This is a genomic window from Streptomyces sp. NPDC059718 (assembly GCF_042733315.1).
In the GTDB taxonomy this organism is placed as follows: Bacteria; Actinomycetota; Actinomycetes; order Streptomycetales; family Streptomycetaceae; genus Actinacidiphila.
Genome location: NZ_JBHWGA010000057.1, coordinates 17,331 through 43,093, shown reverse-complemented (window position 1 = coordinate 43,093; position 25,763 = coordinate 17,331). Strand labels below are relative to the sequence as shown.

The window sequence follows — 25,763 nt, the reverse complement described above, 5'->3', positions numbered from 1 at the left end:
TTCGGGCGCACCTTTTCTGAACACCTCTTTCAAGGGAGATCACACCCTCATGTTGAAACGATTCAGCCCGGAGTTTGGCGGCACCTCCCGCGGCCTGAGGCGCTCTCGCCTCGTCGTGGCCGTGGCAGTCCTCGCGACCGTGGGCTCGGTCGGGGTTCAGGCCGAGGCGTCGACGCCGAAGCACCCTGACTGGCACTCCTACGTTCTGGCCCCGTCCAGCCCCCAGGTCAAGCCGGCCGACGTCGAAACCCGGGGCGACGTCACCCACGCCAAGACCCTGGTGAACGGCAAGGACAAGGGCAAGCCGAAGGCAACGACCCTGACCACGGTCGCCGGCGGCGCCCCGGCATCGGTCCTCCTGGACTTCGGCAAGGACATCGCAGGAACCCCCTACTTCGACGTCACCGCCCTCGAAGGCAATCCGACGCTGTCACTGGCGGCCTCCGAGGCGCGCCGCTACATCCGCACGCCCGCCTCGACCACCGTCTCGGCCGTTGCAGCCTCGGGGGCCACGCAGGTGACCGTCGCCTCGACGGCGAACCTCGAGGCCGGCAACACGATCACCTTCGGCACCGGTACGACCGCGCAGACCCGCACGGTCACCGCCTTCGACGCCGCTGCCAAGACCATCTCCTTCAAGCCCGCCCTGACCGGAGACGTTCCCGCCCAGACCGCGGCGGTCAGCGCCCCGGGCGCGCCCAGTTCGGACGAGTCCCGCGGGCTGGCGGGCGTCGGCGGCATCGACACCCTGCAGCCCACCGCCACAGGCCGGCTCTCCGCCAACTACCACCCCGGCTTCCGCTTCGCCCTGCTCACCCTGACCTCGCCCGGCAGCATCTCCATCTCCGCCGCCGGCGTGGACTTCCAGGGCGTCCGGGCCACCCCCGCCGACTACAAGGGCTGGTTCCTGTCCGACGACGACCAGCTCAACAAGATGTGGTACTCCGGTGCCTACACGCTGCAGCTGAACCTCAAGCCCGCCGGGCTGAACGGCCTGGCGGACAAGCGGATCTACGACGGCGCCAAGCGCGACCGCAGCATCTGGACCGGCGACCTGCTCGTCCAGGGACCGACCGCGATCAGCACCCTCGGCGACGAAGGCGCCAGCTACGTCAAGTCCTCGATCGACGTACTGCTCGCCACCCAGCGCGCCGACGGAGCCATCCCCGGCTCACCCGACTTCCGCAAGGGCAGCAACCCCGCCGGCTCTCCGCTGTTCTACTCCAACAACTACTCCGGCTACGGCGCACGCGCCGCCATCGACTACTACCGGTACACCGGTGACAAGGACTACATCACCAAGATCCTGCCCGCCCTGCGCGCCGAACTCGCCTACAACGACAAGTCCCTGACCGCCAACCACCTCGTGGCGTCCAACGACCGCGACTACTGGCAGGCCAGTCAGACCGGCGAGGTCACCAAGTACAGCATCGACTACTACATCCTCCTCAAGGAGATGGCCTGGCTGGAGCGGCAGGTCGGCTCCGCCACCATCGCCGGCGAGCACGACGCCAAGGCCGACCAGATCAAGGAAGCCGTCAACGCCAAGCTGTGGAACCCGCAGCTGGGCGCCTACGGCCAGAGCATCGACCACCCCGACGTGCTCGTCGAGGACGCCAACGCCCTGGCCCTTCAGTACGGCTTCGTCCCCGCCGACCGACGTGACAGTGTGCTCAACGCGCTGAAGACGCTGTGGACCCCGCACGGCGCGATCATGGGCCCCGGCCTGGTCGACCCGACCGGCCACACCATCGAACCCTTCGGCAACGGCATGGAGACCGCAGGCCGCTTCACCGTCGGTGACGCGGGCGGCGCCTTCGACCTGATGCGCCGCACCTGGGGACCGATGGTCGACAAGAACGACCCCCTCTACACGGGCGCGTTCTGGGAGTTCAAGAACAACGACGGCGGCGTCAACCGAGCCACCGCCAGCCTCGCCCACGGCTGGGCCGCCTCCCCGACCGTCCAGCTCACCGAACAGGTCCTCGGCGTCACCCCGGTCAACGCCGGCTACGCCACCTGGAGCATCAAGCCCCACACCGGCAACCTCAAGTGGGCCCAAGGCTCCGTCCCGACCCAGTACGGCGACATCGCGGTGAACTGGCAGTCGAAGGCCAACGCCTCGAAGTTCACCCTCCACGCCAGCACGCCCCGCAACACCACCGGCACGATCGCCGTCCCGGTCACCGGCAAGTCCACCGTCAAGATCAACGGCCGCACCGTGTGCACGGCGGGAAGCTGCAACGCCTACCAGGGCACCGTCACCGACGGCTACGCCCAGCTCACCGTCCCCGGCGGCACGTACGACATCACCGTCAGCCGCAGCTGACCCATGATCGGCCTGGTCTCCGCGCCTCCCCGCGGGCGGGGACCAGGCCCCCCGCCGTGTTCTGCATCAAGCCAAGCCGGCCGCCGACTTGGCCCGCCTCATCACGTCAGCCAGCGGCCGCACGGCTCGCGGGCCCCTTGTGACCACGGACCCGCCACCGCGGGGGAGCACCACCCCCATCGCCCTCCTACTCCGCACGACGCGGTGGCCTCAGGCGGCTTGCTCGCCGAGCAGCCCCAGTCGCCGTACACCACTTGTGACATGCCCTAATCGACAGGAGTCTGTTTGATGTCCGAAGCACCACGTGGTCTGAGCCGCCGACACGTCGTAGGGATCATGGTGGCCGGAGCGGGAGGACTGGCCCTCCCGATCGGGGCCACCAGCCCCGCGGCCGCCACCACCTCCCACACGCACGGCGGCAAAGCGACCGTCGGACACCTCAGCATCGACGGACGCACCGACGAGCCGCTTGGCGTCGACGATCCCTCTCCCCGTCTGGGCTGGCAGATCACCAGCGCCCCGGCGAACTGGACCCAGAAGGCCTACCAGGTACGCGCGGCAGCCACCGCCACAGACCTGGCCCGCGGGCGCTACCTGTGGGACTCCGGCAAGGTCCACTCCGATGCCCAGACCGACATCCCCTGGCGCGGAAAGGCCCTCAGGTCCCGCCAGAGCGTCGTCTGGCAGGTGCGCCTGTGGGACACCCGAGGCGAGGTGACGCCGTGGAGCACCCCCGCAACCTGGGAGATGGGGCTGCTCAAGCGCACCGATTGGGACCCGGCCCAGTGGATCGAGTACCCCGGCCGGCAGGTCGGCGACCCTCTGCCGGTCTTCGCCCGCGCTTTCGACGTGGACAACCGGCACAGCGGCAAGGTCGTTCAGGCGCGGCTGTACATCGCAGGCGTCGGCCTCCACGAGGCCAGCCTCAACGGACAGGCCGTCACCGACGAGGTCCTCGCGCCGGGAAGCTCCAACTACCAGCTGTCCGTCGAATACCGCGCGTACGACGTCACCCCCCTCATCCGCACCGGAGCGAACACCCTCGGCGTCGAAGTGGGCCACGGTCAGGCCCTGGTCACCCGTTCCGTCACCAACCCGGCCACCAGCCGCACCGCGCCCTACGGCTGGTGGCAAAGCCAGTTCAAGGGCAGCGGCACCCTGGCCGCCCCGGCCGTACCCGGGGACACCGCGGTCAAGCTGAGCGGCGTGAGCGGCTACCACGTGGGTGGCACGATCAACATCGACACCGGCGACGGCGGCGACCGCCTGGAGCCGCGCACGATCACCGGCATCGGCACGGCCGGTGCGGACGGGACCGGCATCACCTTCACCCCGGCCCTGACCAAGCAGCACGCGGCCGCCGCGGCCGTCACCGGCTCGGGGAACTCCCTGGCCGGCACCGACCCCAGCGCCGGGGCCGCTGTCTCCCCCCGGCTGATCGCCCGTATGGAGCTGACCAAGGCCGACGGCTCGGTCCAGACGATCGTCACCGACCACTCCTGGAAGACGTCACTCGGCCCGACGACCACCGACAACTGGTACTCCGGGACCGACTACGACGCCCGTCGCGAACAGCCCGGATGGAACGCCCCCGGCGCCGACCTGTCGTCCACGGCCAAGCGCCGCGACGGCAGCGCCGCCGGATGGGCACCCGCCGGTATCGCGCCGCCCCCGAACCTGACGACCGAGCTCGTGTGGCGCGTCGGCGAGCCGGTGAAGGTCGCCGACCGGATCCACCCCGTCAGCATCACCCAGCCGACCTCCGGCGTGTGGGTGTTCGACTTCGGGCAGAACATCGCCGGCTGGCCGGAGCTCGCCGTGGACGGCACCGTCCCCGCAGGCACCACCATCACCATGAAGCCGGCCGAGTCGCTGGCCGCGGACGGCACCGTCAACCAGGCCTCCATCATGGGCGGCGGCAGCAGCCGCGGCACCAACGTGTTCGCCACCTACACCACCCGCGGCAACCGACACGGCGAAACGTGGCACCCCCGCTTCAACTACTTCGGGATGCAGTGGGTCCAGGTGACCGGCCTACCCGAGGGCTACACACCCACCGCCTCGACCATCACCGGCCTGCAGCTCCACGCGGCCACCCCCACCGCCGGCAACGTCACGACCTCCAACGACCGCATCAACCGCATCCACCGCATGTCGCGGTACTCGATCATGAGCAACATGATGTCCACCTTCACCGACTGCCCCGGACGGGAGAAACTGGCCTACCCCGCGGACTACCTCCAGCCCTTCGGCTCCCTGCACCGCAACTTCGGCTACAACGCCTACCTGCGCACCATGGAGCGCCACCTGGCCGAGGGCCAGTCCAAGGCAGGCGACAACATCGGCAACGTCGCCCTCAAGGCACCCGTGTACGACTGGGGCTACACCGGCCGGTTCGGCGACGAGATCAACTGGGGCAACGGGATCATCCTCGTGCCGTGGTTCCTCTACGAGGTCTACGGCGACACCCAGACCATGGCGCGGTACTACCCGCAGATGCAGGCGTTCATGAACTACATCAGGACGCAGAAGGCGGGCACCGGCGCCGACGCCTACATCGTGGACGCCGCCCTTGCCGATTGGATCGCCGCCGAGAACACCTCGGGCCGCATCACCGGAACGTGGGGCTACCACCAGATCGCCGACCGCATGGCGAAGATGGCCGACCTCCTTGGCCGTCACGCCGACGCCCTCGACTACCGGAGCCTCGCCTCCAACATCAAGACCGCCTTCAACGACGCCTTCTACAACACGACCCTCGGCCGCTACACCAGCCAGGGCAACGCGGGCACCACCGGTGCCACCCAGGCCGCCCAGGCCCTCGCCCTCGACGAAGGCCTGGTCCCCGAGGGCGAACGCCAGCGAGTGCTGGACGCGTTGGTCGAACTCGTCTACGCCTTCCAGCCGTTCGGCGGCGGACCGCACTTCAGCGGCGGCACCATCGGCCTCGCCCCGATCGTCAGGGCCCTGATGGACGGGGGCCGCGACGACGTCCTGTGGGATGCGCTGCAGGAAGACACCCGCCCGAGCTACGGGTTCTTCTTGGCCCCGACCACCGCGAACCCGCAGGGACTCACCACCCATCCCGAGCAGTGGGACATGGGCAACTCCAAGAACCACATGATCCTCCTGCAGATAGAGGAGTGGTTCCACAGCGGCCTTGCGGGCATCCGCCAGGCCCGCGGCACCGCCGGGTACCGGTACCTGGTGATCGACCCCCGCATCGTCGGAGACCTCACCCACGTCCAAGGCAGCTATGAGACGCCCCAAGGACAGGTGGCATCCGAGTGGTCCCTCAAGAAGGGCACCTTCCGGCTGAAGGTCGACGTGCCCGCGAACACCACGGCCGAGGTCCGGGTTCCCAAGGGCGGCCGCACACCGCACGAGGTCGCGAAGGGCGCAACCCTCCGGCGCATCGAGGGTGACCGGGCGGTCTACCACGTGCCCTCGGGAACCTACGTCTTCGTCGCCCGGGACGTACACGCGGGGCAGTAGCTTCCCGGCACCTCGACGAAGCCCGACCAACGCCATCGCACAAGGCTCGCCGCCCCTCACCGAGCGGCGAGCCTCGCACCCCACGCGGCAGGAAGCCGCCCTGAACCCCGGGAGAATCGGCTGAACCAGCCGACCATCCGTGATGTGGCCGCTGCAGCCGGCGTGTCCGCCTCCACGGTCTCGAACTACTTCCACTACCCGCACAAACTCACCAGCGCCACCCAGGAACGCGTTCAACAGGCGGTGGAGGCCCTCGGCTTCGTCGCCAACGACGCAGCCCGCATGCTCCGCACGGGAACGAACCCTGTGATCGGGTACATCACAGCCGAACCCGTCGGCGCGGGGGCATCCGAGGCTGCTCACGCCATCGAGCAGCGGATCGCGAAGGAGAACATGCACCTCCTCATGGCTCATGGAAGCTCCGAGGAGCGCGAACGGTCCTACCTACGCCTGTTCGAGCAGCAACGAGTGGCCGGCATCATCATCGCGCCCATCGGAGACGTCGAATCGGAACTCGCCAGGATCCGCACCCACGGCGTTCCCAGTGTCGTCATCACACGACAGGCGACATCGACCACCCAGGCGTCCGTCTTCACGGATCACGCCCTCGGCGGGCGCATCGCCGTGCAGCACCTCATCGGCCAGGGCAGAAGACGACTTGGCTTCGTCACGGACGACCTCGACGACCGGCAGGTCCAAGACCAGCTCCGCGGTGCCCTAGAGGCTCTCAGCTCCGCGCCCGGCATCGCCTTGGAGGTCGTTCGCGCAACCAACGGAACCCTGAACGCGGGAGTCGCCTGCGCCGAGGACATCGCCCAAAGGCCACGCGAGGAACGGCCGGATGGCCTCTTCTGCGCCAACGGCATTCTGGCGATCGGCATGGCCCAGGTCTTTGCCGCCGGGCACAACACGCGAGAGCCCCTGGACGTTGCCATCGTCGGCTACGACGCCACCGCGTTGGCGCCCCTGGCTGCGGCACCTGTCACGGCCGTACGGGTTCCCCACCGGGAGATGGGCGTAGCGGCAGTGAACCTGCTCTTCGACCAGATCTCCCGGCCCCACCAGGAGGGACGTGCATCAGGCGCTCTCACCTGCCCTCACGTACAACTCGACCCTGAGATCGTGTCGCTGGTATCCACTGGTTAGCCCCACTGCGCTGGCCCATGGGGGCAGCCCTCACGCCGAGAGCGCGGTCATGCGCGGGGAATCCCGAGGCGTTGCAACCACGCTCCGATGTCGGAATCGGCGCGTTCGACCTGTTCGCCGCGGACCGCAAGACCCTCTGCGATGGTGGCGCCGGGGCAGGAGGCGGCGTAGTCGCGTGCGGTCGTTCCCAGGCCGCTCATGGCGTAGGTGGTGACCGGGCGGACGGTCTTGCCGCGCCAATCGAGGGCTTCGGTGAACGTCGTCATGATCATCGGCGCTCTGACGTTCCAGATGGGACTGCCCAGCAGGATCGTGTCGTAGCCGTCGAGAGCGGGCAGGCGGCCGGCGATGGCCGGCCGGGCGTCGGTGTCCTGCTCGCGGACGTTGCGCCGGACGGTCGCGTCGTAGTCGTGCGGGTAGGGGTCGGCGGCCTGGACGCGGTAGGTGTCGCAAGTGATGCGGCTGCTGATCTTCCTCGCCAGGACCTCGGTGTTGCCCAGCTTCAAGTCGGTGCGGCGGCCGTGGTAGTAGTTCTCGCCCGGCCGGGAGAAGTAGACCAGCAGGACTCGCCTTCCGCTGCTTCCGGTCGTAGCAGCCGACTGGGAGGGCGCGGAGGTTTCCGGCTGTGGTGAGGAGGGTGAGCAGCCCGTCAGATGGCTTCCGGTCAGAACGGCGGCTCCTGTGAGCAGTGCCCGGCGCAGGACGGTGCGCCGGCTCGGCATGGCAGTGCGGTGCTGTGGCGTGATCACGGTGGACAGCTCCCGGTGAACCGACGGGAAGGGCGGTGCCAGGGGATGCCCCGAGCCTGCGTCGGGGCTCGCGACTGGCGGTAGCTGAGGTTCGGGCATGGGGCTGCTGCCGGTCAGCCGTCCAGGCGGCGCTTGCTGAGCCAGGCGACCATCTCGGGGTCGTGGTGGTCGAAGAACAGCGTCGTGCCGGTGTCGAGGGCGGCGATCGCGGCCATCTGGTCGTCGGCGAGCTCGAAGTCGAAGACGTCGATGTTCTGCGCCATCCGGTGGGGGTTGACCGACTTCGGGATGGTGACGATGCCACGCTGGATCAGCCAGCGCAGTACGACCTGCGCCACGGACTTGCCGTGCGCCGCGCCGATCTCGCAGAGGAGGGGGTGGGCGAACAGGTCGTTCCTGCCCTCGGCGAATCCGCCCCACGACTGGTGCTGGACGCCGTGCTCGCGCATCAGGTCGTGGTCGGCGGTGCGCTGGAAGAACGGGTGCGTCTCGATCTGGTTGACCGCGGGCGGGACCTCGTTGTTGAAGGTGAGATCCAGGAGCCGGTCGGGGTAGAAGTTGGCCACGCCGATCGCCCTGGCCAGGCCTTCCCGGTTGGCGGCCTCCATCGCACGCCACTGGCCGTAGACGTCGCCGTAGGGCTGGTGCATCAGGTACAGGTCGAGGTGGTCCAGGCCCAGCGTCTTCAGGGACGTCTCGATGGCGCGCCGGGTGTTGTCCTGGGCGGGGGAGTCCTGGACCCACAGCTTGGTGGTGACGAACAGCTCCTCGCGCGCGATGCCACTTGCCTTGATGGCGCGGCCGACGGCCTCCTCGTTGCCGTAGGCGGCCGCGGTGTCGAGGAGCCGGTAGCCGGCGGCGAGGGCGTCGGAGACGGCCTGCTCGGTCTGCTCCGGCGGGATCTGGTAGACGCCGAAGCCGAGGATCGGCATCTGCACGCCGTTGTTGAGGGTGACGGTCTGCACGGGATCTTCCTTGTCGCTCGGAAGCCACAGCGGGCTGATGGACGGACGGACGGTCAGAGGGTGATGAGTGCCTTCAGCACGCGGCGGTCGGCCATCGCCTGGTAGGCCTGCGGGACCTGGTCCAGGGAGAAGTCCTGGTCGAAGACGCGGCCGGGGGTGATGGTGCCATTGAGGACGTCGGGCAGGAGCTGCTCGATGTAGGCGCGGGCATGGCTGGCTCCGCCGGTGAGGGTGATGTTCCGCATGATCATCGACGGGCCGACGGGGCCGTCCTCGTACTGCGGGACGCCCAGGCGGCTGATGGTGCCGCCGTCGTCGACGGCCGCCAGGGCGGTCTCCAGGGTCTGGCGGGTGCCGACCGCCTCGATGACCTTGCCGACTCCGTCGCCGCCGGTCAGCTCCCGCACCCGGGCGGCGCCTTCCTCGCCGCGTTCGGCGACGACGTCGGTGGCGCCGAACTCGCGCCCAAGGTCCGTGCGGGCGGTGTGCCGGCCCATGAGGATGATCTGCTCGGCGCCGAGGCGCTTGGCGGCGATCACCGCACAGAGCCCGACGGCGCCGTCGCCGATGACCAGCACCGAGTCGCCGCGGCGCACACCGGCGGTGACGGCGCCGTGGTGACCGGTGCCCATCACGTCGGAGAGCGTGAGCAGCGAGGGCAGCAGAGCGGAGCCGGCGTCGACGGGCAGTTTGACCAGGGTGCCGGAGGCCTGCGGGACGCGCACCGCCTCGCCCTGACCGCCGTCCACGTCGTCGAAGCCGTACCGGCCGCCGTTGCGGCAGGACATGTGCAGGCCCCGGGCGCAGTAGTCGCAGGTGTTGTCGCAGTACGTGAACGGTGCGACGACCAGGTTGCCCGCCTGGAGTCCCGACACCTCGGAGCCGGTCTCCTCCACGACACCGAGGAACTCGTGCCCCATCGGCCGGCCGGTCCCGGCGGCAGGCATCGACGCGTACGGCCACAGGTCGCTGCCGCACACGCAGGACAGGACGACACGGACGACGGCATCGGTGGGCTGCTGGATCTTCGGGTCGGGACGGTCCTCGATCCGGACGTCGCCGGCTCCGTACATCACTGCTGCGCGCATGAAAGCTGCTCCTGCCTGGAAAAGTGTGTTGCGGTGGGAGATTCCTGCCGGGCGTTCCCGGCCGGGGGCGGTGCCCGGCGGATCAGCGCTCGAGCAACTGCGCTTGGGCCTCGGTGTGGGTCTCGCCGGCGGCGGCCGGCAGACTGCTGAGCTTGGCGATCTGCCCGGCGGTCAGGATGAGGCCGTCGGCCGCGGTGTTCTCCTCGACCCGGGCCATGCGCTTGGTGCCGGGGATGGGCGCGATGTCGTCGCCCTGCGCGAGCAGCCAGGCCAGCGCGACCTGGGCGGGTGTGGCGCCGACCCCGGCGGCGACGGCCTGGACCTCGTCGGCGATCGCCAGGTTGCGCTGGAAGTTCTCTCCGGTGAAGCGCGGGTTGCCGCGCCGGAAGTCGTCTTCGTCGAACTGGTGGGTGGAGCGGATCGTGCCGGTGAGGAAGCCGCGTCCGAGCGGCGAGAACGGCACCAGGCCGATGTTCAGCTCGCGCAGTACCGGCAGCACCCGCTCTTCGACGCCCCGGGTCCACAGGGAGTATTCCGACTGCACCGCAGTGACGGGATGGACGGCATGGGCACGGCGGATGGTGTCCGGACCGGCCTCGGACAGGCCGAGGAACCGGACCTTGCCCTCGGCGACCAGTTCGCCCACCGCGCCGGCTGTCTCCTCGATTGGGACGCTCGGGTCGACACGGTGCTGGTAGTACAGGTCGATGTGGTCGGTGCCCAGCCGCTTGAGCGAGCCCTCGACGGCCGTGCGGATGTTGGCGGGGCTGCTGTCCGGATTCCATGCCCCCTCGCCCGCGTGTGACACAAGGCCGAACTTCGTCGCCAGCACCACCTGCTCACGGCGACCCTTCAGCGCCCGCCCGAGGAGCTCCTCGTTGGTGTAGGGGCCGTAGATCTCAGCGGTGTCGATCAGCGTGACGCCCAGCTCCAGCGCCCGGTGCAGGGTCCGCACGGACTCCGCCTCATCGGTGCCGGAACCGGTGTAACCGTGCGACATGCCCATCGCACCCAGTCCGATCCGGGAAACCTCCAGGTCACGCAGCTTGAGGTACCGCATCCGCTCTCTCCGCTCTCCGTCGTCTTACGCGCTGTGCCCACTCCGCTCGCAGACCACCTCGTGATCGTTCAACCCGTGGTGGTGAGGCCTGTGGACGCAGCTAGTCGTGTCTTCACCCTCGTGCTTTTCCGCGGCCGCAGGCAGGGCGAGCCGTTCGGGGGTAATGACAGGGCTCCCCACCCCGCGGCCACCCGGTGTGACACTGGTGCCATGGCATCCGAGCACTCCACCGGCGGTAGCGAAGGCGCGGAGCTGGGCCGTTTCCTGCGCGCCCGCCGCACCCAGACGAGCCCCCAGCAGGCCGGTCTCACCGTCGGTCCGGGGCTGCGCCGCACCCCGGGGCTGCGCCGCGAGGAGCTGGCCACGCTCGCCGGGATCAGCATCGACTACTACGTGCGCCTCGAGCGGGGCAAGGAGACGCGCCCCAGCCCGTCCGTGCTCGACGCGCTCGCCCGCGCGCTCCGCCTGGACGACCAGGAACACCAGCACCTGCGCGATCTGGCCGCGCGGGCCGCCCGCTACGCGCCCGAGACACCACCCGCACCGAGCCGCACCGTGCGCCCGCACCTGAAGCTGGTGCTGGAATCACTGCGCCCCAACCCCGCCTACGTCATCAGCCGCAGCATGGACATGCTGGCGTGGAACCCCGGCGGCCTCGCCTTGTACGCAGGCTTGGAGGACTGGCCGGCCAAGCACCGCAACCTCGCCCGCTACCTCTTCCTCCACCCGGCCGCCGGCACCCTGTTCCCCGACTGGGACCGCCAGATCACCGCCTGCGTCGCCCGGCTGCGCGCCGTCGCCGGCACCTCCCCCGACGCCCCCGACCTGACCAACCTGGTCGGCGAACTCCTCGTCAAAAGCCCCGACTTCGCCCGGCTCTGGGAACGCTACGAGGTCACCGGCCGCAAGCCCGCGCAGAAGACCTTCCACCACCCCCGCGTCGGAACCGTCACCCTCACCTCGCAGTCCATGCAGCTGGAAGGCACCCCCGGCCAGCGCGTCGGCGTCTACACCGCCGAACCCGGCACCCCCGACCACGACGCCCTGCTCCTGCTCGACATGACCGCGCCCCAGCCGGCGCAGCGCCCGGCGAAGACGGACGCGGAACAGCACCGTCAGCAGCCATGAAGGGGTGGAAGCTTCTTTCCCTCCATCCCTGTGGTCTCAGCCGCGGGAACCGCCGTACCCGCGTCGGATCGGCGTCCAAAACGGCGACGGGCCACGCGGTGGCTCCTGGCATGGGCCTGGCTGAACCGCTTTGCCGCGGAGGATTGGGGCCGATGAGGGTTTGCCGCGTGGACGGGGTGTCGGAACGTTCCAGCACACCGTGGCGATCATTCACAAGGAACCAGACTGCGCGGCTTCCAGGTTCATCCCGAGCGGCCGGCCGCGGAGCGCACTGCCCGCTGATACCAGGCCCGCGACCTCGCACATGCTGGGATCGTGGTCGGCTGGCGCCTCGATCAGCATGATCACCTGAGTGCGACCCGTCCAGCGGCAGAAGCCTCAGCCTTTGCGTCGGATCATGCGGGAGACGTCAGCCGCGAAGCAGCACAGCTGGCCGCCGGATCGCCGGCAGCTTCAGCTGGTGGGGTGATGCGCTGCCGGGCGGACATCCTCGGTGGCGGCCAGGGAGGCGAGCAGACGCAGTCCTTCCTCGCTGGGGGAGCCTGGTTCGGCGGTGTAGATGGTCATGGTGAGGCCGGGTTCGGCGGCCAGATCCAGGGCCTCGTACGCGAGGGTGAGGTCGCCGACCGAGGGGTGGCAGAACCGCTTGGTGCCGGTGCCATGGCGGCGGACGTTGTGGGCGCCCCAGCGGGTGCGGAAGGCCTCGCTGCGGGTGGACAGCTCCCCGATGAGGTCGTGCAGGTCCTTGTCATGGGGGTCGCGGCCGGCCTCGCGGCGCAAGATGGCCACCGCCATGTCCCCGAACAGCTCCCAGTCGGGGTAGAACCGGCGGGAAGCCGGGTCGAGGAAGTTGAAGCGGGCCAGGTTCTGCTGGTTGTCGGTGTTGGCGAAGAGGTCGCGGTAGAAGGCGCGGGCGAGTGGGTTGGCGGCCAGGATGTCCATCCGGCCGTTGCACACGACCGCGGGCCCCGCCGTGATCGCGTCCAGGGTCCATTGCAGGCTGCGGTGCGGGCTCCACTGCCGGGTGGTGCGGCGCCGGGGGCGGGTGAGGGCGTCGGAGCCGTCGGCGGCCTGGGCCAGGTGCAGCAGGTGGGCACGTTCGGCGTCGTCCAGCTGAAGGGCGCGGGCGACGGCCTCGAGGACGGCGGGGGAGACGCCGGCGAGGCTGCCGCGTTCCAGCTTCGCGTAGTACTCGACGCTCATGTCGGCCAGCGTGGCGACCTCGCTCCTGCGTAGTCCCGGCACACGCCGTCGGGACCCGGCAGGCAGGCCGGCCTGCTCCGGCGTGATCTTCGCTCGCCGCGAGGTCAGGAACTCGCGGACCTCCTCACGGTTGTCCATATCCCCGACCGTACGGCCTGCGTGTCACGGGAGCGATGTACCAGCAGTACACCCCTCACTGGTGACTCCCTCGCCGTCGGCATCGGCGGTTTCCTGGAGAAGCACCACCGAGCGGCGCAGCCGATCCTCGGGGTGCCCCGCCGGCCGATGCACACGTGGCGACGGCGCAATCGTGCGCACCCCCGGTCCACCTGTGGCCATGGCGGCCCGCAGGCCGTCCCAGGCCCCCCGTCAACAACGTAAGGACTTTCCTGATGCGCGGAGCAGTCATCCACGCCCCCGGCGACGTGCGCTTCGAGACCCTGGACGACCCGAAGATCCTCAAGCCGACCGATGCGATCATCCGCACGGCCGTCACCTGTGTGTGCGGCTCGGACCTGTGGCCCTGGCGCGGCCTGGACACCACGGACGAGGCGCACCCGATGGGGCACGAGTACGTCGGCTTCGTCGAGGAGGTCGGCGCCGAGGTTACCGCGGTCAAGCCGGGCCAGTTCGTCGTGGGATCGTTCGCCACCTCGGACAACACCTGTGCCAACTGCCGCAACGGCTTCCAGTCCAACTGCCTGAGCCGCGAGTTCATGAGTTCCTGCCAGGCCGAGTACGTGCGCATCCCGAACGCCCAGGGCACCCTGGTCGCCACCGGTGAGGTGCCGGGCGAGGAGATCTGGCCCGGCCTGCTGGCCGTCTCCGACGTGATGGGCACCGGCTGGTACGCCGCCGACGCCGCCCAGGTCAAGCCCGGCTCCACGGCTGTAGTGGTTGGGGACGGCGCGGTCGGCCTGTGCGCGGTGATCGCGGCGAAGGAGATGGGCGCGGAGCGGATCATCGTGATGAGCCGCCACGAGACCCGCCAGAAGCTCGCCCTGGAGTTCGGCGCCACCGACATCGTCACCGAGCGCGGGGACGAGGGCATCGCCCGGATCAGGGACCTCACCGGTGGCATCGGCGCGGACTCCGTCCTTGAATGCGTCGGCACCGCCCAGTCCATGCGGCAGGCCCTGCGCTCGGCCCGGCCCGGCGGCAACGTCGGCTTCGTCGGCGTCCCCCACGACGTGGCCGTCGACGGGGAAGAGCTGTTCTACTCCCACGTCGGCCTGCGCGGCGGCCCCGCCCCCGTGCGTCGCTACCTGCCCGACCTGATCGACCGCGTCCTGGCGGGGCGTATCAACCCGGGCAAGGTGTTCGACCTCACCCTGCCCCTGGAACGTGTCGCGGAGGGTTACAAGGCCATGGACGAACGCCGCGCCGTCAAGACCCTCCTCAAGCCATGACCTCGCCCGCGCGCGTTCGCCCTTCTTGTGACATTCCGTGCGGGCGTGGGTCCGGACTGGCCGCCGCCTTGGTGCGGGGTGAGGTTGGTCCGCCAGTACGCGGCCACCAGCAGCACCCGGTCCTCCAGCGGCAGTGACCAGGGCCGACCAGCCCGGGGAGTATCGGCTCCCTCACGACGCAGCATCGTGATCAGCTTGCCGAACTGCCGCGGGCTCAGCCCGGTGTACGGGGCTATCCAGAAGGGCTCCGACGCCGTGATCACACCAGCCACGCCAAGACCATGTCACCTGTAAAGGGCGTTGGATGTAGCATCGCGCGTCCCTGGGCGGCTCGGCCGTGGTCTGACTGCTCCTGGCGCACACCGGCATGGCGAAAGGCGAATCCGTGGGTACTGAGCAAGTACGGCCTTTCCCCGCGGCCAACAGCCCGCAGTACAGCGCCGGCGCCTGGTTGATCGGCTGGGTGGTATTTCTGGGATCTGGGTCTGCGACCGCGGTGCTGCTGCTCAGCTCCTGGGCGAGTTGCCACCTCGGTCGCCATGCCCAGCCGTTCGTCTGGTTGGTGGTGGCGGTGATCGGTACGGCGACGGCCGCGACCGTGCTGTGGGCTGTGATGCGCAAGTTGACTGGTCGCCGGGGCCTGCTGGCGCCCCTGGCATTGACGGTTTTTGCCACAGTGGTACTGCTCGGGCTCGTGCTGGCGGCTTGGTATCAGTCGCCGGGTCACCCTGACAGCCTGTGCGAATCGGGCATTCTGCAGGCGTGGTGGCCGAGATAGCTGCCCGGGCGAGGTGGGCCAGGGCCATCCGGGGAAGCCGTAAGTCGGTGGACAGGACCATCCGGATCGCCTGCGCCGTCGTCGAATCCCGGCGAGCCAGACTGGATCGCCGCACCCAGCCAGCGGTTACGGGACAGCCCTTGGTGCCGCATCAGCCAACGTTTGCCCTGTCGCGGTCCGACCGCAGCGTCGGCTGAGCCAGGGGATTGTCGGGATATGAGGTGTCGGGGTGGCGAGGCGCGCGCCAACTCGAGAATCCTCCGGTCGGCGGGCTGCTCTTCCGCCTAGGGTGTCGATCATGTTCAAGTCAGGGGTGGGGTTCCTCGCGCTGTTCGGGCTCGGCTGGTGGCTGCTGGCCACGAGCGCATTCGACGGCACGGCGCGACTGGTCGAGGTCGTGGTCGGCTGTACCGTCACGTTGGGGCTGATGCTTGCCGCGCGCCGTTTTCTCCCCTCGTCGGCAGGGGGGCCATTCCCCGCCGACCGACGTCGGCGGTTCAACCAGATCAACGGCCTCCAGTGGCTGCTGATCGTCGCCATCGCCGTGGTGTGCGCTCGCGCCGGGGTGCCAGTGCTCATTCCCCCGCTGGTCGCGATTGTCGTTGGGCTCCACTTCCTCCCGCTTGCATCGGTGTTCGAGCAGCCCCGGCTGCGGGTGCCGGCGGCCCTGTTGATCGCGGCTGGAGCATCGGGCATGGCCGTGTGGCTCACGAACGGCCCGGACAAGACCGTTCGCCTCGTGGTGGGCCTCATCTCCGCGCTCTGCCTGTGGGGCATGGCGATCTGGACGGTCACGGGGGCGGCATCCGCTGCGCGCGCGGCGTGAGGGAGTGAGGGTGCCGCGGCACGTGATGGTCATCCTGTCCGGGCGGCAGAGTACGTCACGGTGCCCGTCCTGGTCACCACCTGGGACCAGTTGGCCGCTGACGGCCCACACCGCCCGGTGTGGTGGCGCTTCGGCCACAGCGTCCACGAGGCGCTCACCGCCGCCCTGGCCAATTCCGACGACCAACGTGCCTACCGCCGGCGCGACGAGCAGCGGCGTGCCGCCCGCCAGGCCGCCGAACAAGCCCGCGTCGCCGCCGAGGAGGCTGGCTGGAAGCGAGAACAACGCCGCCGCGGGGCAGCAATGTGGCCCTGCCCGGCCTGCAGCATCGACGTCCATCTGGACGATTACGACGACGAGCAGGGCGACGGCCTGGTGCCCGGAGCGCAGTGCCCGTCCTGCCGCAGTGAGCGTGACCGCCTTGACCGGGAACGAACCGAGGCGGAAGCGGAGTGGGAACGCTAACGCCGTGGCAATGGACTGTTCGGCTGGCTGCGCAGCTGAACCCGCCGGGACAAGCCGGCGCGAGGCGACTGCTCCGAATGCTGACACGATCCTGAGGCATTCCGGGCGGGGAAAGCGGATGGGGGAGCGCGGTGGCGCTGGTGGCGTCGGTCATCCGGCCAGCCAAGCCGCCCGTGGCCGGCGGACAGGTCCTCGGAACTGTTGACCAGGGGCAAAGCGGGGGATCGGACGCCACCAGTGGGAGCCGATCGCGCGATGGTGCTGCAGCAGACGGGTGGACAGCAAGCCTAGGGCAGACCTGGACACGCCGACGCCCGATGGGTAGACAAGCATGCGAAGCTTCTGGTGGAGACGGTTTTCTTGGTCGAAAGCCCGTCTACCAGGCGCTTCACCACATGGTCAGCCCAACCACCCTGACCTTCCGGCAGGTTGGACGGAGCTCATGTGCGTCCCCGCCCTCCCGGTCAACACCCGTTCGCTCCCGGTAAAGGCCTATAGACCCGTGAATGCTTCAGACCCGCACGTCAACGCCTTCGCCGAGATCTTCGGCGATCCGCCGGCCGACTACGCCGTACCTGTCGACTGGGCGGCAGTCGAGTCCTGGTTGGGGACGAGCCTGCCCACCGACTACAAGGCCATCGCCGCCGCGTACGGCCCACTCGACATCGGCGCCTGGCTCTGGCTTCACATGCCATGCGTCAACCGCGGTTGGTTCGACTATGGGGCCTGGGTCCAGCAGGCTCGACGTGACGCCCCCGGTGTCCTTCCCTTCGGCGCCACCCGGACCGCCGATACCCTCTACTGGGACACCACAGCATCCGACGACCCCGACCAATGGCCGGTCGTCATGCACTGTCAGGACGACGAGAACGCGGGCCGCGACCCCTGGCGGCGCTTCGCGACCCCGCTCGTGCCGACGCTGGCCCGGCTCGTGACCGACGGCATGCGCCCGGTGGCCGCCCGAAGTGGCATGCAAACCGACCTGGAGCGCGCCGCGTGGACACCGCCGCCTCGGCGACCGGAGCCAACCGCTCGGCAGCGGGCGGCACTCACCACAGGCAGCGGGCTGGAGACTTTGATCGCACTCGTCCCGCCGCCGACAATACCCGCGCTCGGTAGGCACAACTGGGACTGGCTGTACGAACGGCTGGGTACACCTTTGCCCGGCGAGTACGTACGTCTGATGGAGCGGTACGGGGCCGGGTCCTGGTGCGGCTGGCTGCGCTTCAACATGCCCTTCGGCGAGGGCCAGTACGCGCTCGTACCGTGGGCCGAGTGGTACGCGGAGACCTACCAGGGGCAGCGAGCCGTGTTTCCTGAGTATCATCCCCTGGCTGTCTATCCCGAGCCCGGGGGATTCCTGCCCTTCGCCGACTCCATTGACGGCGATCAACTGTGCTGGCTGACCGAAGGTGCCACGCCGGACGACTGGCCATTGATCGTTGTACCGCGCCATGCCGACCAAGGCCCACCGCTCGACATCGACCTCACCAAGACCCTGCTGGAGTGGCTGCGAGGCCGGTTCGCGACCGAGGGCCTGCCCCCGCTCGGACGCCGCGACGAGGACCCCCTCGACTACATCGAATTCGAGCCCCACGACGCAGAACCAGCCGCTGATGACCAATGATTCAGCGCCGCATCGGTCCAGTGCGAGGTAGGTAGCCGACTCCATCAGCCCAACCCACCCTGCCGGTGCCGGTGCCGGTGCCGGTGCCGGTGCCGGTGCCGGGTCGGGTGGCGTGACCTGTGAGGATGAGTGAGCGGCTGGCGCCTGCAGCCGGTGTGGTTGGAAGCACGAGGGAGCATTCGGAGTGTCGCAGCGGGGGTCCGGTGGCCTGGTCGAGCGGATGGACCGGCACCAGGTCGTCATCCACCTCGCGGCGATGGCTGCCGGTGGCTCGCTGGGCTGGCCGGCCCCCACCACCGGCCCCGGGGCTGGAGCATGCCATCAACCCGGTGCTCGGCGCGCTGCTGTTCGTGACCTCCCTCCAGGTCCCCGCCGCCGAACTACCGCGCTCCCTAGGGGACCAGCGCTTCCTGGCCGCGGCCCTGGTGGTGAACTTCGCTGTCGTGCCGCTGGTCGTCGCAGCCATGTTCAGCTTTCTGCCTGCCGATCAAGCCGTACGGGTCGGTGTCGGTGGTGATGGTCTTGCCCGGCCCCGTGGCCGAGACCAGCGTCGCCCGCGCACCGCCCGCCGTGGCTGGCGCCCGCCCGGGGAATCCCACCCATCGGCGGATCCGCGCCTGTGCATCGAGCTGGTGCTCTCGAAGCTGCGCTTTCCGGCGCGCCTGCTCCTTCTGCCGGCACGGCTGATGCCTCACCTACTGCCGCTTGGTCTGGGCCGCCGTTGCTGGGGCTGCTGGAACGGTGACGGGCCCGTGGCGGGGAGTTGGAGGGGAACCGACGGCTCGTGAGGTGCGTCTGCCAGGTGACGGGTCGGCGGGGCCCTTTGTTGGAGAGGGAGTACATGTTCGTTGTGGTGTTGCTCGGCGTGCTGGCGCTTGTCGTCGGCGGCTGCGTATGCGTGGTGTGGGCGGAGCGCGGCGGGCCCCGCTGGGTCTGCGTCGTTGCGACCGTGACGCTTGCCGCGGGCGAGTTGCTTCGCCAATCGGACAGGAGCCGACGCCGGAGCATGAGCCGGACGGGCGGCGACGGCGACTAGGAACCCGGGCCCGATGGCACCCGGCGCCGCGAGCGCCGCTCGCTGACGGGATAGGCGTCTGGGGCACGGAGGGGCGTCTCGGGCCAACGCCGGCGCGGTCCGCGCCGGGCGGATGGGCCTGCCCGGTCGGGTCGCGGCGAGGCCCGGGCGAGCGTCCCGCCGGGGCGGTCAGTGGGCCCGGAGGTAGGCGAGGACAGCGAGCACGCGGCGGTGGTCGGCGGTGTCCTGCGGCAGGTTGAGTTTGGTGAAGATGCTCCGGACGTGTGCCTCGATGGTCTTGGGGCTCAGGTGCAGCTCCGCGGACAGGGCGAGGTTGGAGCGGCCCCGGGCCATGAGTTCCAGGACCCGATGCTCGCGTTCGGTGAGCGCCGCCAGCGGATCGCGCACGCGCTTGCGGCCGAGCAGGCGGGCGACGAGTTCGGGGTCGAGTACGCAGTCGCCGTTCGCGACCCGGCGCACATCGTTGGCGAACGTCCGCAGGTCCGCGACGCGGTCTTTGAGCAGATACCCGACGCCGCACTCGAACTCGGTCATCAGCCGCATGGCGTACGAGGTTTCGACGTGCTGGGACAGAAGCAGGAACCCGACCTCGGGGTGCGTGCGCCGGAGTTGCATCGCAGCTTGCATGCCCTCGTCGCTGTGGCCCGGTGGCATCCGGATGTCGATGACGGCGACGGCCGGCGGTTGGTGTCGTACCAGCGCCATCAGCTCGGCGGAGTCGCCTGCCGTGCCGGTGACCTCGAAGCCCGCCTCGGCCAGGATGCGGGCCACGCCCTCGCGGAAGAGCACGACGTCGTCGGCGACTACCACACGCATGGGATCTCCGCTCGGAGCCGGGTGCCGCTGCCTTCGGGGCTCTGCACGGTCAGCAGGCCGTTGAGGGTTGCCAGCCGGTCTCGAAGGCCTTGGAGCCCATTGCCCCACCGCCCGTCCGCACCGCCCCGGCCGTCGTCGGCCACCTCCACGTACAGCCGATCGCCGGTGATCCGGGCCGTGACGACGACGGCCGTGGCGCCCGAGTGCTTGGTGGCGTTGGTCAGGGCTTCGCTGACGACGAAGTAGGCGGTCGCCTCCACCTCGCCCGGCAGCCGCCTGCCCAGCGGTATGTCGATCGTGACCGGGATCGGTGAGCGATCGGCGAGGGCGTCCAGTGCCGCGCCGAGCCCTTCTCGGGTGAGGACCGCCGGATGGATGCCGCGTGCGAGTTCACGCAGTTCGGCGAGCGCGAGGGTCAGCTCGCGGCGGGCGTCCTCGATGGCGCCGGCCAGGACCGTGTCGTGTGCCGCCTGCGCGGCGACGGCCCGGAGGGTGAGCGCGAGAACGACCAGGCGCTGCTGGGCCCCGTCGTGGAGATCGTTTTCCAAGCGCCGGCGTGCCTCGTCCTGCGCCTTGACGATGCGCTTGGCCGCCGCTTGCAGCTCGGCAGCCTGCACCGAGATCTGATGCAGCCTGCGCCGCAGTTCCTCGCCCAGTCCTATGTTGTCCAGTACAAGCTCGGCCTGTGCCACCAGGTCTTGCAGCAACCGGTCCTCGGCCACGGTCAGCACTTCGCCACGCGCCTTGGCCAACGTCACTGCGCCGCGCACGGCCCCTCGGCAATCGATGGGCCGCACGTGCGTGCGTCCGCCGTCGGCCAATGCCACGAGCGAGGTCGGCGCGGTGACGGCGGGCAGACCAGGGGCGGCTGCCGGAGGCCAGTTGGCCACCGCCACGAGTTCCGCCTCGTCGCCCACCCACAAGGTGACCTCGGCGGCACGGACGCCGTCGGCGATGGTCGAGGCGAGACCGGTGAACAGGTCGGCGTCCTGGCCGCCGCGGCTGACCTGGGTCGACAGTCGGGCCAGCGACTCGTACGGCGTGGGCCGCCGCCCGTACACGAGTCGGTCCGCGCCCGTCTGCACCTGCCGCCGCACCCGCTCGAAAACCACCGCGACGACTGCCGTGGCCGCAAGAGGCAACCACGGGCCGTTGGCGTCGGCAATGCCGATGAGCCGACCGATGCCGGCCACCACGGCCACATACACCATGGTGATAAGGGCGGCCATGGCGCCGTACACCACGGTCTTGTTGATCAGCAGGTCGATGTCGTACAGCCGGTACTTCACTATCGCCACGGCCGCTGCGACGGCCACCAGCGGCACTGCCAGCAACCCCAATGCAGGGGTACGGAACGCGACAAGCCCGACGCCCATGGCCAGCGCGCCCATGACCACGGCGTACGCGAACCAGCGCAACTGCCGGGCCTCGTCCCCGCGCGCGTGGCGGAGGCGGACGACGGCGCCGATCACCCACACAAGCTGGAACAGCAGATAGGCCGCAGGCCCGAGCACATTCCACAGCCGTTGGACTGTCTCGTGGCCGGCGAGGTGAAACGGATGCGCGACGGCAAGACCGTTGTCCGCGTACTCGACCGGCCACACCGCCGAGCTCAACGAGAGCACCACGGCGGCAGGCGCGATCGCCACCACCACGACCCGCCAACGCGGCGAGGGCAGACTGCCGTCCGGGAAGCACAGCAGGGTCACGCAGAACAGCGCCAGCACCAGTGCGAGCGGCCAAGTACCCAACCAGCCCAGCCACACGGCGCCCGGGTTCGCCACGCCGGGTGACCCCGCCGCGTACTGTCGTCCGAAGAACATGACCGCGTGCGCCACCCCGGTCGCGAGAAACAGCCACCCCTCACGATGTCCCGGCCGCCGGTCGAGTACGAACACCCCGACAGCCGTGAACGTCGCCGCGATCAGCCCGTTGTGGAGATTGGGCAGGAAGACGCCACAGGCGAAGCCGCCGGCGACGAGAGCACCGGAGATCAGACCGAGGCCCAACGGGGCGATGCGGGGGCGGCGATGCTCGGTCATGGCCCGCCGAGTACCGCGGCCAAAGTCGCCACCGACAGGTCGGCCTTCGAGACGAACGCGGCCGCACCGCAGTCCGCAACGCGCCGCCGACCATAGTCAGTCACGTCACGCGTGGAGACCAGCACGATGGTGACGCCTTCACTCAAGGTCGTGATCTGCGGTATCAGGTCGAATCCACTGACGTCCGGCAGTTGAATGTCCAGAAGAACCACCTCCGGACGAACCGCGGCGACGGCTTCCAGCGCGGACCGCCCGTCCGGGCACAACGCCGCCACCTCGAGCCCGGCCGCCGACATGAGTGCGGCGGCCAGCGCCCTGAACTCGGCGTGGTCGTCAACGATGACGGCGTTCCCGCGCACGCATGCATGCTCGCACAACGGCGCCGCTCCCGCCTGAGGGCTGACCCTATTCGTTTTGAGGGCACGCCTCGATGCACCTGTGCGCCCGGATTCCTACGGTTCTGGTAGTGGTTCCCCAGTCCGAAAGGATGTCCCATGTCGACTACGTCAACTCCGGTGCGCGCGCCCCGGGTCAAGGCGACGATCGCCGGGTGGCTGCTGCTGGCCGGCGGTGCCGCCTTCCTCATTGGCGGCGGCATACACCCCAAGGCCGACGCGCCCGGCGGCGGCGCCAAGGAGCGTTTGCGGGTCATGTTCGAGGACGGGGCCTGGTACCCGTCGCAGGCGTTGCTGCTGGCGGGCACCGCGCTCATCGCGGCCGGGCTGGTCGCGCTCGTACGACACGGTCGGCCGCAGGACGCGCCGTGGGCGCGGCGTACGGCCGTGGTTGCGGCCGTGGGTTCGGTGCTGGCGTCGGTCGCCTTGCTGCTGCACCTGCTTGCCGCGGGCGAGGCCGACCGCCTCGCCGTGGGCGGCGACGCACCGGTCACCGACACGCTGGTGGTGGTCGACACCATCGCCATGCCCGTGTTCGGCCTTGGCGTCGCGGCACTCGCGCTGGCCGGAGCGCTCACGCGAGCCGTCGGCAACGTGGTGGTCGCGATTCCCGGCGTCGTCGGTGGTGTGGGCTACGCACTCGCCGCCGGAAGCATCCTCATCTCCGACCAGCTCGACGGGCTCTTCCCCACGGCCATCGGCATCGCGCTCTGGGCCGGCGCGGTAGGAGTGCAACTACTCCTGGCCCGACGCGCCACCGCCACGGTCCCGGACGCGGCGTAACGGTCATGGAGGGGCACGGCCGGCCTTCCCACCGTCACTTCGACGGCGGAAAGGCCGGCCTGCGGCGGTTGCCACGGCACCGGGCGAAGCCGTGCGTGGCCGCCCCCGTCACATGCACCCTGACGATCGGCGACGCTGAACGCCGAGGGCACGGATTGGCAGCACGGGCCGGAGGCGAGGGGCAGCGGCAGGATGCTCACGGACCGGGCAGGTGGCCTGGTGCGCTGCAGGCTGCAGGTCGTCGCTTCTCACGCTGACACCCCACGAGTCTCCGGGACGTAGGCGTGAGCCGGAGGCTCAGGCCATGCCGGATCCGGGCTTCCCGACAATGCTCCGCCAGCCCGGCCTTCGCGGGCACCCCCCCGGCAGTCCTGGCCGTGTCGGCGTGGGTAACCTCGCCGATGGCCGCATGGCCGGTGCGTGGATGCCATTCGGATAACCCTTCCGTGCAGGGCCAGGTCCCCGCGAGTGATCGCGGGGGACCTGGTGTCATGCCGGCCCCTCGCGCGGCCCACTCTGCCTGCTGTTACTGCGACAGCCGACTGTGGACCGCCCCTTCAAGCTTGCGTAAGCACAGCGTCCGCGGGATCCGGCCTGCACTGCTGCCGCAGGCCGATCTCCCAACGCCGGCCACCGCCTGCCACACAGTGATCCTTCATGGGGCCTGCTGACCGGCAGTGTGACCCGGGGGACCAGCGAAGTCATCCGAAGGCTGCGACCCACCAGGGACGGATACGCCTTGCCCCTGCTCTTGCTGAAGACGCTCCACCACCTCGCGGAGCTCGGTTGCGTACCAGGACAGTCGCCGCTCGAATTGCAGGCGTATGGGGGGACTCGACTCGTACATGGAACGCACGAGAGAGTGCCAGGCCGCACGGTTCCGAGGACTCACGTTGTGAGACTGTTCCAAGATCTCCTGGAAGTAGATGCAGTAGAGCTCGGCAAGCGAGGCGATCCTGCTCGCGTCCGGATGGTTGGCCGGGACCGGCGCATCGTCAAAGAAGAACGGCCGCAGGTGCGGGTACTCGATCAGCGTCAACTTGATCTGGACCCCGATGCCGTACGTTGCCTGACGAGCGGAGGAGCGCAAGCCCTCTGTCAGATGCCGTAGCTGCACCACCACACTGACCAGACCGACAAGCGCCACCGCGCTGCCTATGACCGCGGCGAAGGCTTCTGCTTTGTCCGTCCACTGCACAGCGACTCCCATCCTGCCCGGGCCGTGCGCTGCTCATGACGTCCCGCAGACCCAACCAACTTCCATGCCACTGGGGGCGACTCATCCCGCCAACACACCCCGCGAACGGCGGAATCCAGGGGCACAACTATCGGGCAAACAAGGGGAGCTGAGAAGAAGCGAAAGAGACGAGTGCAGGCAGCCCCCACGCTTGTGGCAGGAGGCACGCTGCCTCCTGCCACAGGTGCTTGAGGTCAGGCTGTTGCCGGGACCGGTTCTGCGGTGTCGGGCGCTGCGGTCTCCGCCACATCGCCGGCGTCGGCGGCCGAAGGGGTGAGGGGGGTGTAGAAGACGCTGCCCTGCCGGCGGGCACGCTCGGCGAGGCCCTTGGCTACCAGCGACTCCAGGGTGTTGCGCACCACGGGAGCACTCGGCATGGCACGATCGGGGTGCTGCTTCGCCAGGGCATCGACGAACTCGCTGACCATGCGGGGTTCACTGCTCGCGGTCAGTATGTCCACGACAAGGCTGCGCAGTGTCGGCTCCGTGCTCGACCGCGAGGTGGCTGCCTTGGGCTTCGTGCCCGCCTTGGGGGCCGCCGTCTTCTTCTTGGCTTTGCCGGCCGGCGGGTCACCCGCCGGCTTCTTCCGCCCGCGCGGACGGGGCACCGGCTGAGCCGAAGGCATCACCTTCGGCTCGTCGGCTTCATCGCCGGCAGACGCTTCACCTGCCGGTTGCTCCGGCGCAGCCGCGCTTTGCGCACCGGCCACGGTTCCCTGCAGTTGGGTCAGCCATGCCCGCTCCTGTTCGAGCTGAGCCAGCCGGTTCTGGAGTTCCGCCAACTGCACGCGAACCTTTTCCTGCTCGTTGGCGTTGTTGTCCAGGTCCTCTGCGAGACGCGTCGCATACCGGCCCTGAATGGTCTTGTTGTTGGACACGACAGCCGCTCCTCGAGTATCGGGTGTTGCTGCCGGATACTACCTACCCGCGAGTCAACGTGCGTTGTTGTCGTGTGTGAACAGCCCCTATCGAGCTTCCCACGGCAGACTTGTTCTGCCCTCGTAGAGTGGTAACGAAGCCATCGAGTAGAGTGAGTAGGGCCCTTGGACCTGCAGTCTCTCGCCGCCTTTCGAGGCCCCTCCGGCGCTGCGGACGGGGGCATGAAGTCAGCGGTAGATTGCCCCAGTTGGGGTTGCGGGCATCCCTGAAGAGGAACGGTCCGGTGACGGTCTGAGGCAATTCCCGA

At 69.5% G+C, this 25,763-nt stretch carries 21 protein-coding genes and 2 pseudogenes; 12 read left to right on the top strand and 11 right to left on the bottom strand.

From position 1 onward, the window contains the following. The first annotated feature begins 121 nt into the window (after positions 1–121). The 3 genes from ACFV3E_RS39900 (at position 122) to ACFV3E_RS39890 (ending at position 6,970) form a co-directional block, all read left to right on the top strand. Positions 122–2,329 carry an alpha-L-rhamnosidase C-terminal domain-containing protein gene (locus tag ACFV3E_RS39900; protein WP_500540412.1) on the top strand — a complete coding sequence of 736 codons (2,208 nt, stop codon included), beginning with the start codon at positions 122–124 and terminating at the stop codon, positions 2,327–2,329. Between the two features lie 288 nt (positions 2,330–2,617). Beyond that, positions 2,618–5,824, top strand: coding sequence for a family 78 glycoside hydrolase catalytic domain (locus ACFV3E_RS39895; RefSeq protein WP_500540410.1), 3,207 nt, complete (start codon positions 2,618–2,620; stop codon positions 5,822–5,824). 144 nt (positions 5,825–5,968) lie between these two features. Further along, positions 5,969–6,970 (top strand): LacI family DNA-binding transcriptional regulator, encoded by a 1,002-nt coding sequence (locus tag ACFV3E_RS39890; RefSeq protein ID WP_500540408.1) that lies wholly within the window; start codon positions 5,969–5,971, stop codon positions 6,968–6,970. Between the two features lie 47 nt (positions 6,971–7,017). On the opposite strand, the gene ACFV3E_RS39885 is transcribed toward ACFV3E_RS39890, so the two are convergent. From ACFV3E_RS39885 to ACFV3E_RS39870, 4 genes are all read right to left on the bottom strand, one after another. Next, positions 7,018–7,719 (bottom strand): flavodoxin, encoded by a 702-nt coding sequence (locus ACFV3E_RS39885; RefSeq protein ID WP_500540406.1) that lies wholly within the window; start codon positions 7,717–7,719, stop codon positions 7,018–7,020. Between the two features lie 113 nt (positions 7,720–7,832). Continuing rightward, the gene (locus tag ACFV3E_RS39880; protein ID WP_500540404.1) at positions 7,833–8,684 is read right to left on the bottom strand and encodes an aldo/keto reductase; all 852 of its coding nucleotides are present in this window, start codon (positions 8,682–8,684) and stop codon (positions 7,833–7,835) included. Between the two features lie 53 nt (positions 8,685–8,737). Further along, positions 8,738–9,772 (bottom strand): zinc-binding dehydrogenase, encoded by a 1,035-nt coding sequence (locus tag ACFV3E_RS39875; protein ID WP_500540402.1) that lies wholly within the window; start codon positions 9,770–9,772, stop codon positions 8,738–8,740. Between the two features lie 82 nt (positions 9,773–9,854). Beyond that, the gene (locus ACFV3E_RS39870; protein WP_500540400.1) at positions 9,855–10,832 is read right to left on the bottom strand and encodes an aldo/keto reductase; all 978 of its coding nucleotides are present in this window, start codon (positions 10,830–10,832) and stop codon (positions 9,855–9,857) included. 210 nt (positions 10,833–11,042) lie between these two features. Between ACFV3E_RS39870 and ACFV3E_RS39865 the strand changes: the two genes are divergently transcribed. Next, a complete protein-coding gene (locus ACFV3E_RS39865) occupies positions 11,043–11,960 on the top strand; it encodes a helix-turn-helix transcriptional regulator (RefSeq protein ID WP_500540398.1) in 918 nt (305 codons plus the stop codon). Positions 11,961–12,413: 453 nt separating this feature from the next. On the opposite strand, the gene ACFV3E_RS39860 is transcribed toward ACFV3E_RS39865, so the two are convergent. Continuing rightward, a complete protein-coding gene (locus tag ACFV3E_RS39860) occupies positions 12,414–13,301 on the bottom strand; it encodes a helix-turn-helix transcriptional regulator (protein ID WP_500540396.1) in 888 nt (295 codons plus the stop codon). A 254-nt stretch (positions 13,302–13,555) separates the two neighbouring features. Here ACFV3E_RS39860 and ACFV3E_RS39855 point away from each other — a divergent pair, with 254 nt between their 5' ends. Continuing rightward, the gene (locus ACFV3E_RS39855; protein WP_500540394.1) at positions 13,556–14,572 is read left to right on the top strand and encodes a zinc-dependent alcohol dehydrogenase family protein; all 1,017 of its coding nucleotides are present in this window, start codon (positions 13,556–13,558) and stop codon (positions 14,570–14,572) included. A 68-nt stretch (positions 14,573–14,640) separates the two neighbouring features. Here the strand turns inward: ACFV3E_RS39855 and ACFV3E_RS39850 are convergent. Next, a pseudogene (locus ACFV3E_RS39850) lies at positions 14,641–14,844 on the bottom strand (helix-turn-helix domain-containing protein); the annotation flags it as partial. A 113-nt stretch (positions 14,845–14,957) separates the two neighbouring features. On the opposite strand from ACFV3E_RS39850, the gene ACFV3E_RS39845 reads away from it, so the two are divergent. The 6 genes and pseudogenes from ACFV3E_RS39845 to ACFV3E_RS39820 all read left to right on the top strand — a co-directional run bounded on the left by ACFV3E_RS39845 (position 14,958) and on the right by ACFV3E_RS39820 (position 19,304). Beyond that, positions 14,958–15,350, top strand: a complete 393-nt coding sequence (locus ACFV3E_RS39845) for a hypothetical protein (RefSeq protein ID WP_500540392.1) — start codon at positions 14,958–14,960, stop codon at positions 15,348–15,350. A 298-nt stretch (positions 15,351–15,648) separates the two neighbouring features. Continuing rightward, positions 15,649–16,176, top strand: a complete 528-nt coding sequence (locus ACFV3E_RS39840) for a hypothetical protein (RefSeq protein WP_500540390.1) — start codon at positions 15,649–15,651, stop codon at positions 16,174–16,176. 60 nt (positions 16,177–16,236) lie between these two features. Next, entirely contained in the window at positions 16,237–16,641 is a 405-nt protein-coding gene (locus ACFV3E_RS39835; protein WP_500540388.1) for a hypothetical protein, read from the top strand. Between the two features lie 502 nt (positions 16,642–17,143). Continuing rightward, a complete protein-coding gene (locus ACFV3E_RS39830) occupies positions 17,144–18,268 on the top strand; it encodes an SMI1/KNR4 family protein (RefSeq protein ID WP_500540386.1) in 1,125 nt (374 codons plus the stop codon). A gap of 220 nt (positions 18,269–18,488) precedes the next feature. Continuing rightward, positions 18,489–18,777, top strand: a pseudogene (locus ACFV3E_RS39825) (arsenic resistance protein); the annotation flags it as partial. 332 nt (positions 18,778–19,109) lie between these two features. Continuing rightward, positions 19,110–19,304 (top strand): hypothetical protein, encoded by a 195-nt coding sequence (locus tag ACFV3E_RS39820; RefSeq protein WP_500540384.1) that lies wholly within the window; start codon positions 19,110–19,112, stop codon positions 19,302–19,304. Between the two features lie 168 nt (positions 19,305–19,472). Here ACFV3E_RS39820 and ACFV3E_RS39815 read toward each other — a convergent pair whose 3' ends face one another. The 3 genes from ACFV3E_RS39815 to ACFV3E_RS39805 are packed head-to-tail and all read right to left on the bottom strand — an operon-like array spanning position 19,473 to position 22,521. Then, positions 19,473–20,120 (bottom strand): response regulator transcription factor, encoded by a 648-nt coding sequence (locus ACFV3E_RS39815; RefSeq protein ID WP_500540382.1) that lies wholly within the window; start codon positions 20,118–20,120, stop codon positions 19,473–19,475. Then, positions 20,108–22,162, bottom strand: coding sequence for a sensor histidine kinase (locus ACFV3E_RS39810; RefSeq protein ID WP_500540380.1), 2,055 nt, complete (start codon positions 22,160–22,162; stop codon positions 20,108–20,110). Before ACFV3E_RS39810 ends, ACFV3E_RS39815 begins: the two co-directional genes overlap by 13 nt. Next, on the bottom strand, positions 22,159–22,521 hold the full coding sequence (locus tag ACFV3E_RS39805) for a response regulator (RefSeq protein WP_500540378.1): 363 nt from the start codon (positions 22,519–22,521) through the stop codon (positions 22,159–22,161). Before ACFV3E_RS39805 ends, ACFV3E_RS39810 begins: the two co-directional genes overlap by 4 nt. A 135-nt stretch (positions 22,522–22,656) precedes the next feature. Here ACFV3E_RS39805 and ACFV3E_RS39800 point away from each other — a divergent pair, with 135 nt between their 5' ends. Then, entirely contained in the window at positions 22,657–23,340 is a 684-nt protein-coding gene (locus ACFV3E_RS39800; RefSeq protein ID WP_500540376.1) for a hypothetical protein, read from the top strand. A 655-nt stretch (positions 23,341–23,995) separates the two neighbouring features. Here the strand turns inward: ACFV3E_RS39800 and ACFV3E_RS39795 are convergent. Together ACFV3E_RS39795 and ACFV3E_RS39790 are read right to left on the bottom strand one after the other, a co-directional pair. After that, positions 23,996–24,538, bottom strand: a complete 543-nt coding sequence (locus ACFV3E_RS39795; RefSeq protein ID WP_500540374.1) for a hypothetical protein — start codon at positions 24,536–24,538, stop codon at positions 23,996–23,998. A gap of 233 nt (positions 24,539–24,771) precedes the next feature. After that, the gene (locus ACFV3E_RS39790; protein WP_500540372.1) at positions 24,772–25,455 is read right to left on the bottom strand and encodes a hypothetical protein; all 684 of its coding nucleotides are present in this window, start codon (positions 25,453–25,455) and stop codon (positions 24,772–24,774) included. Between the last annotated feature and the right edge of the window lie 308 nt (positions 25,456–25,763).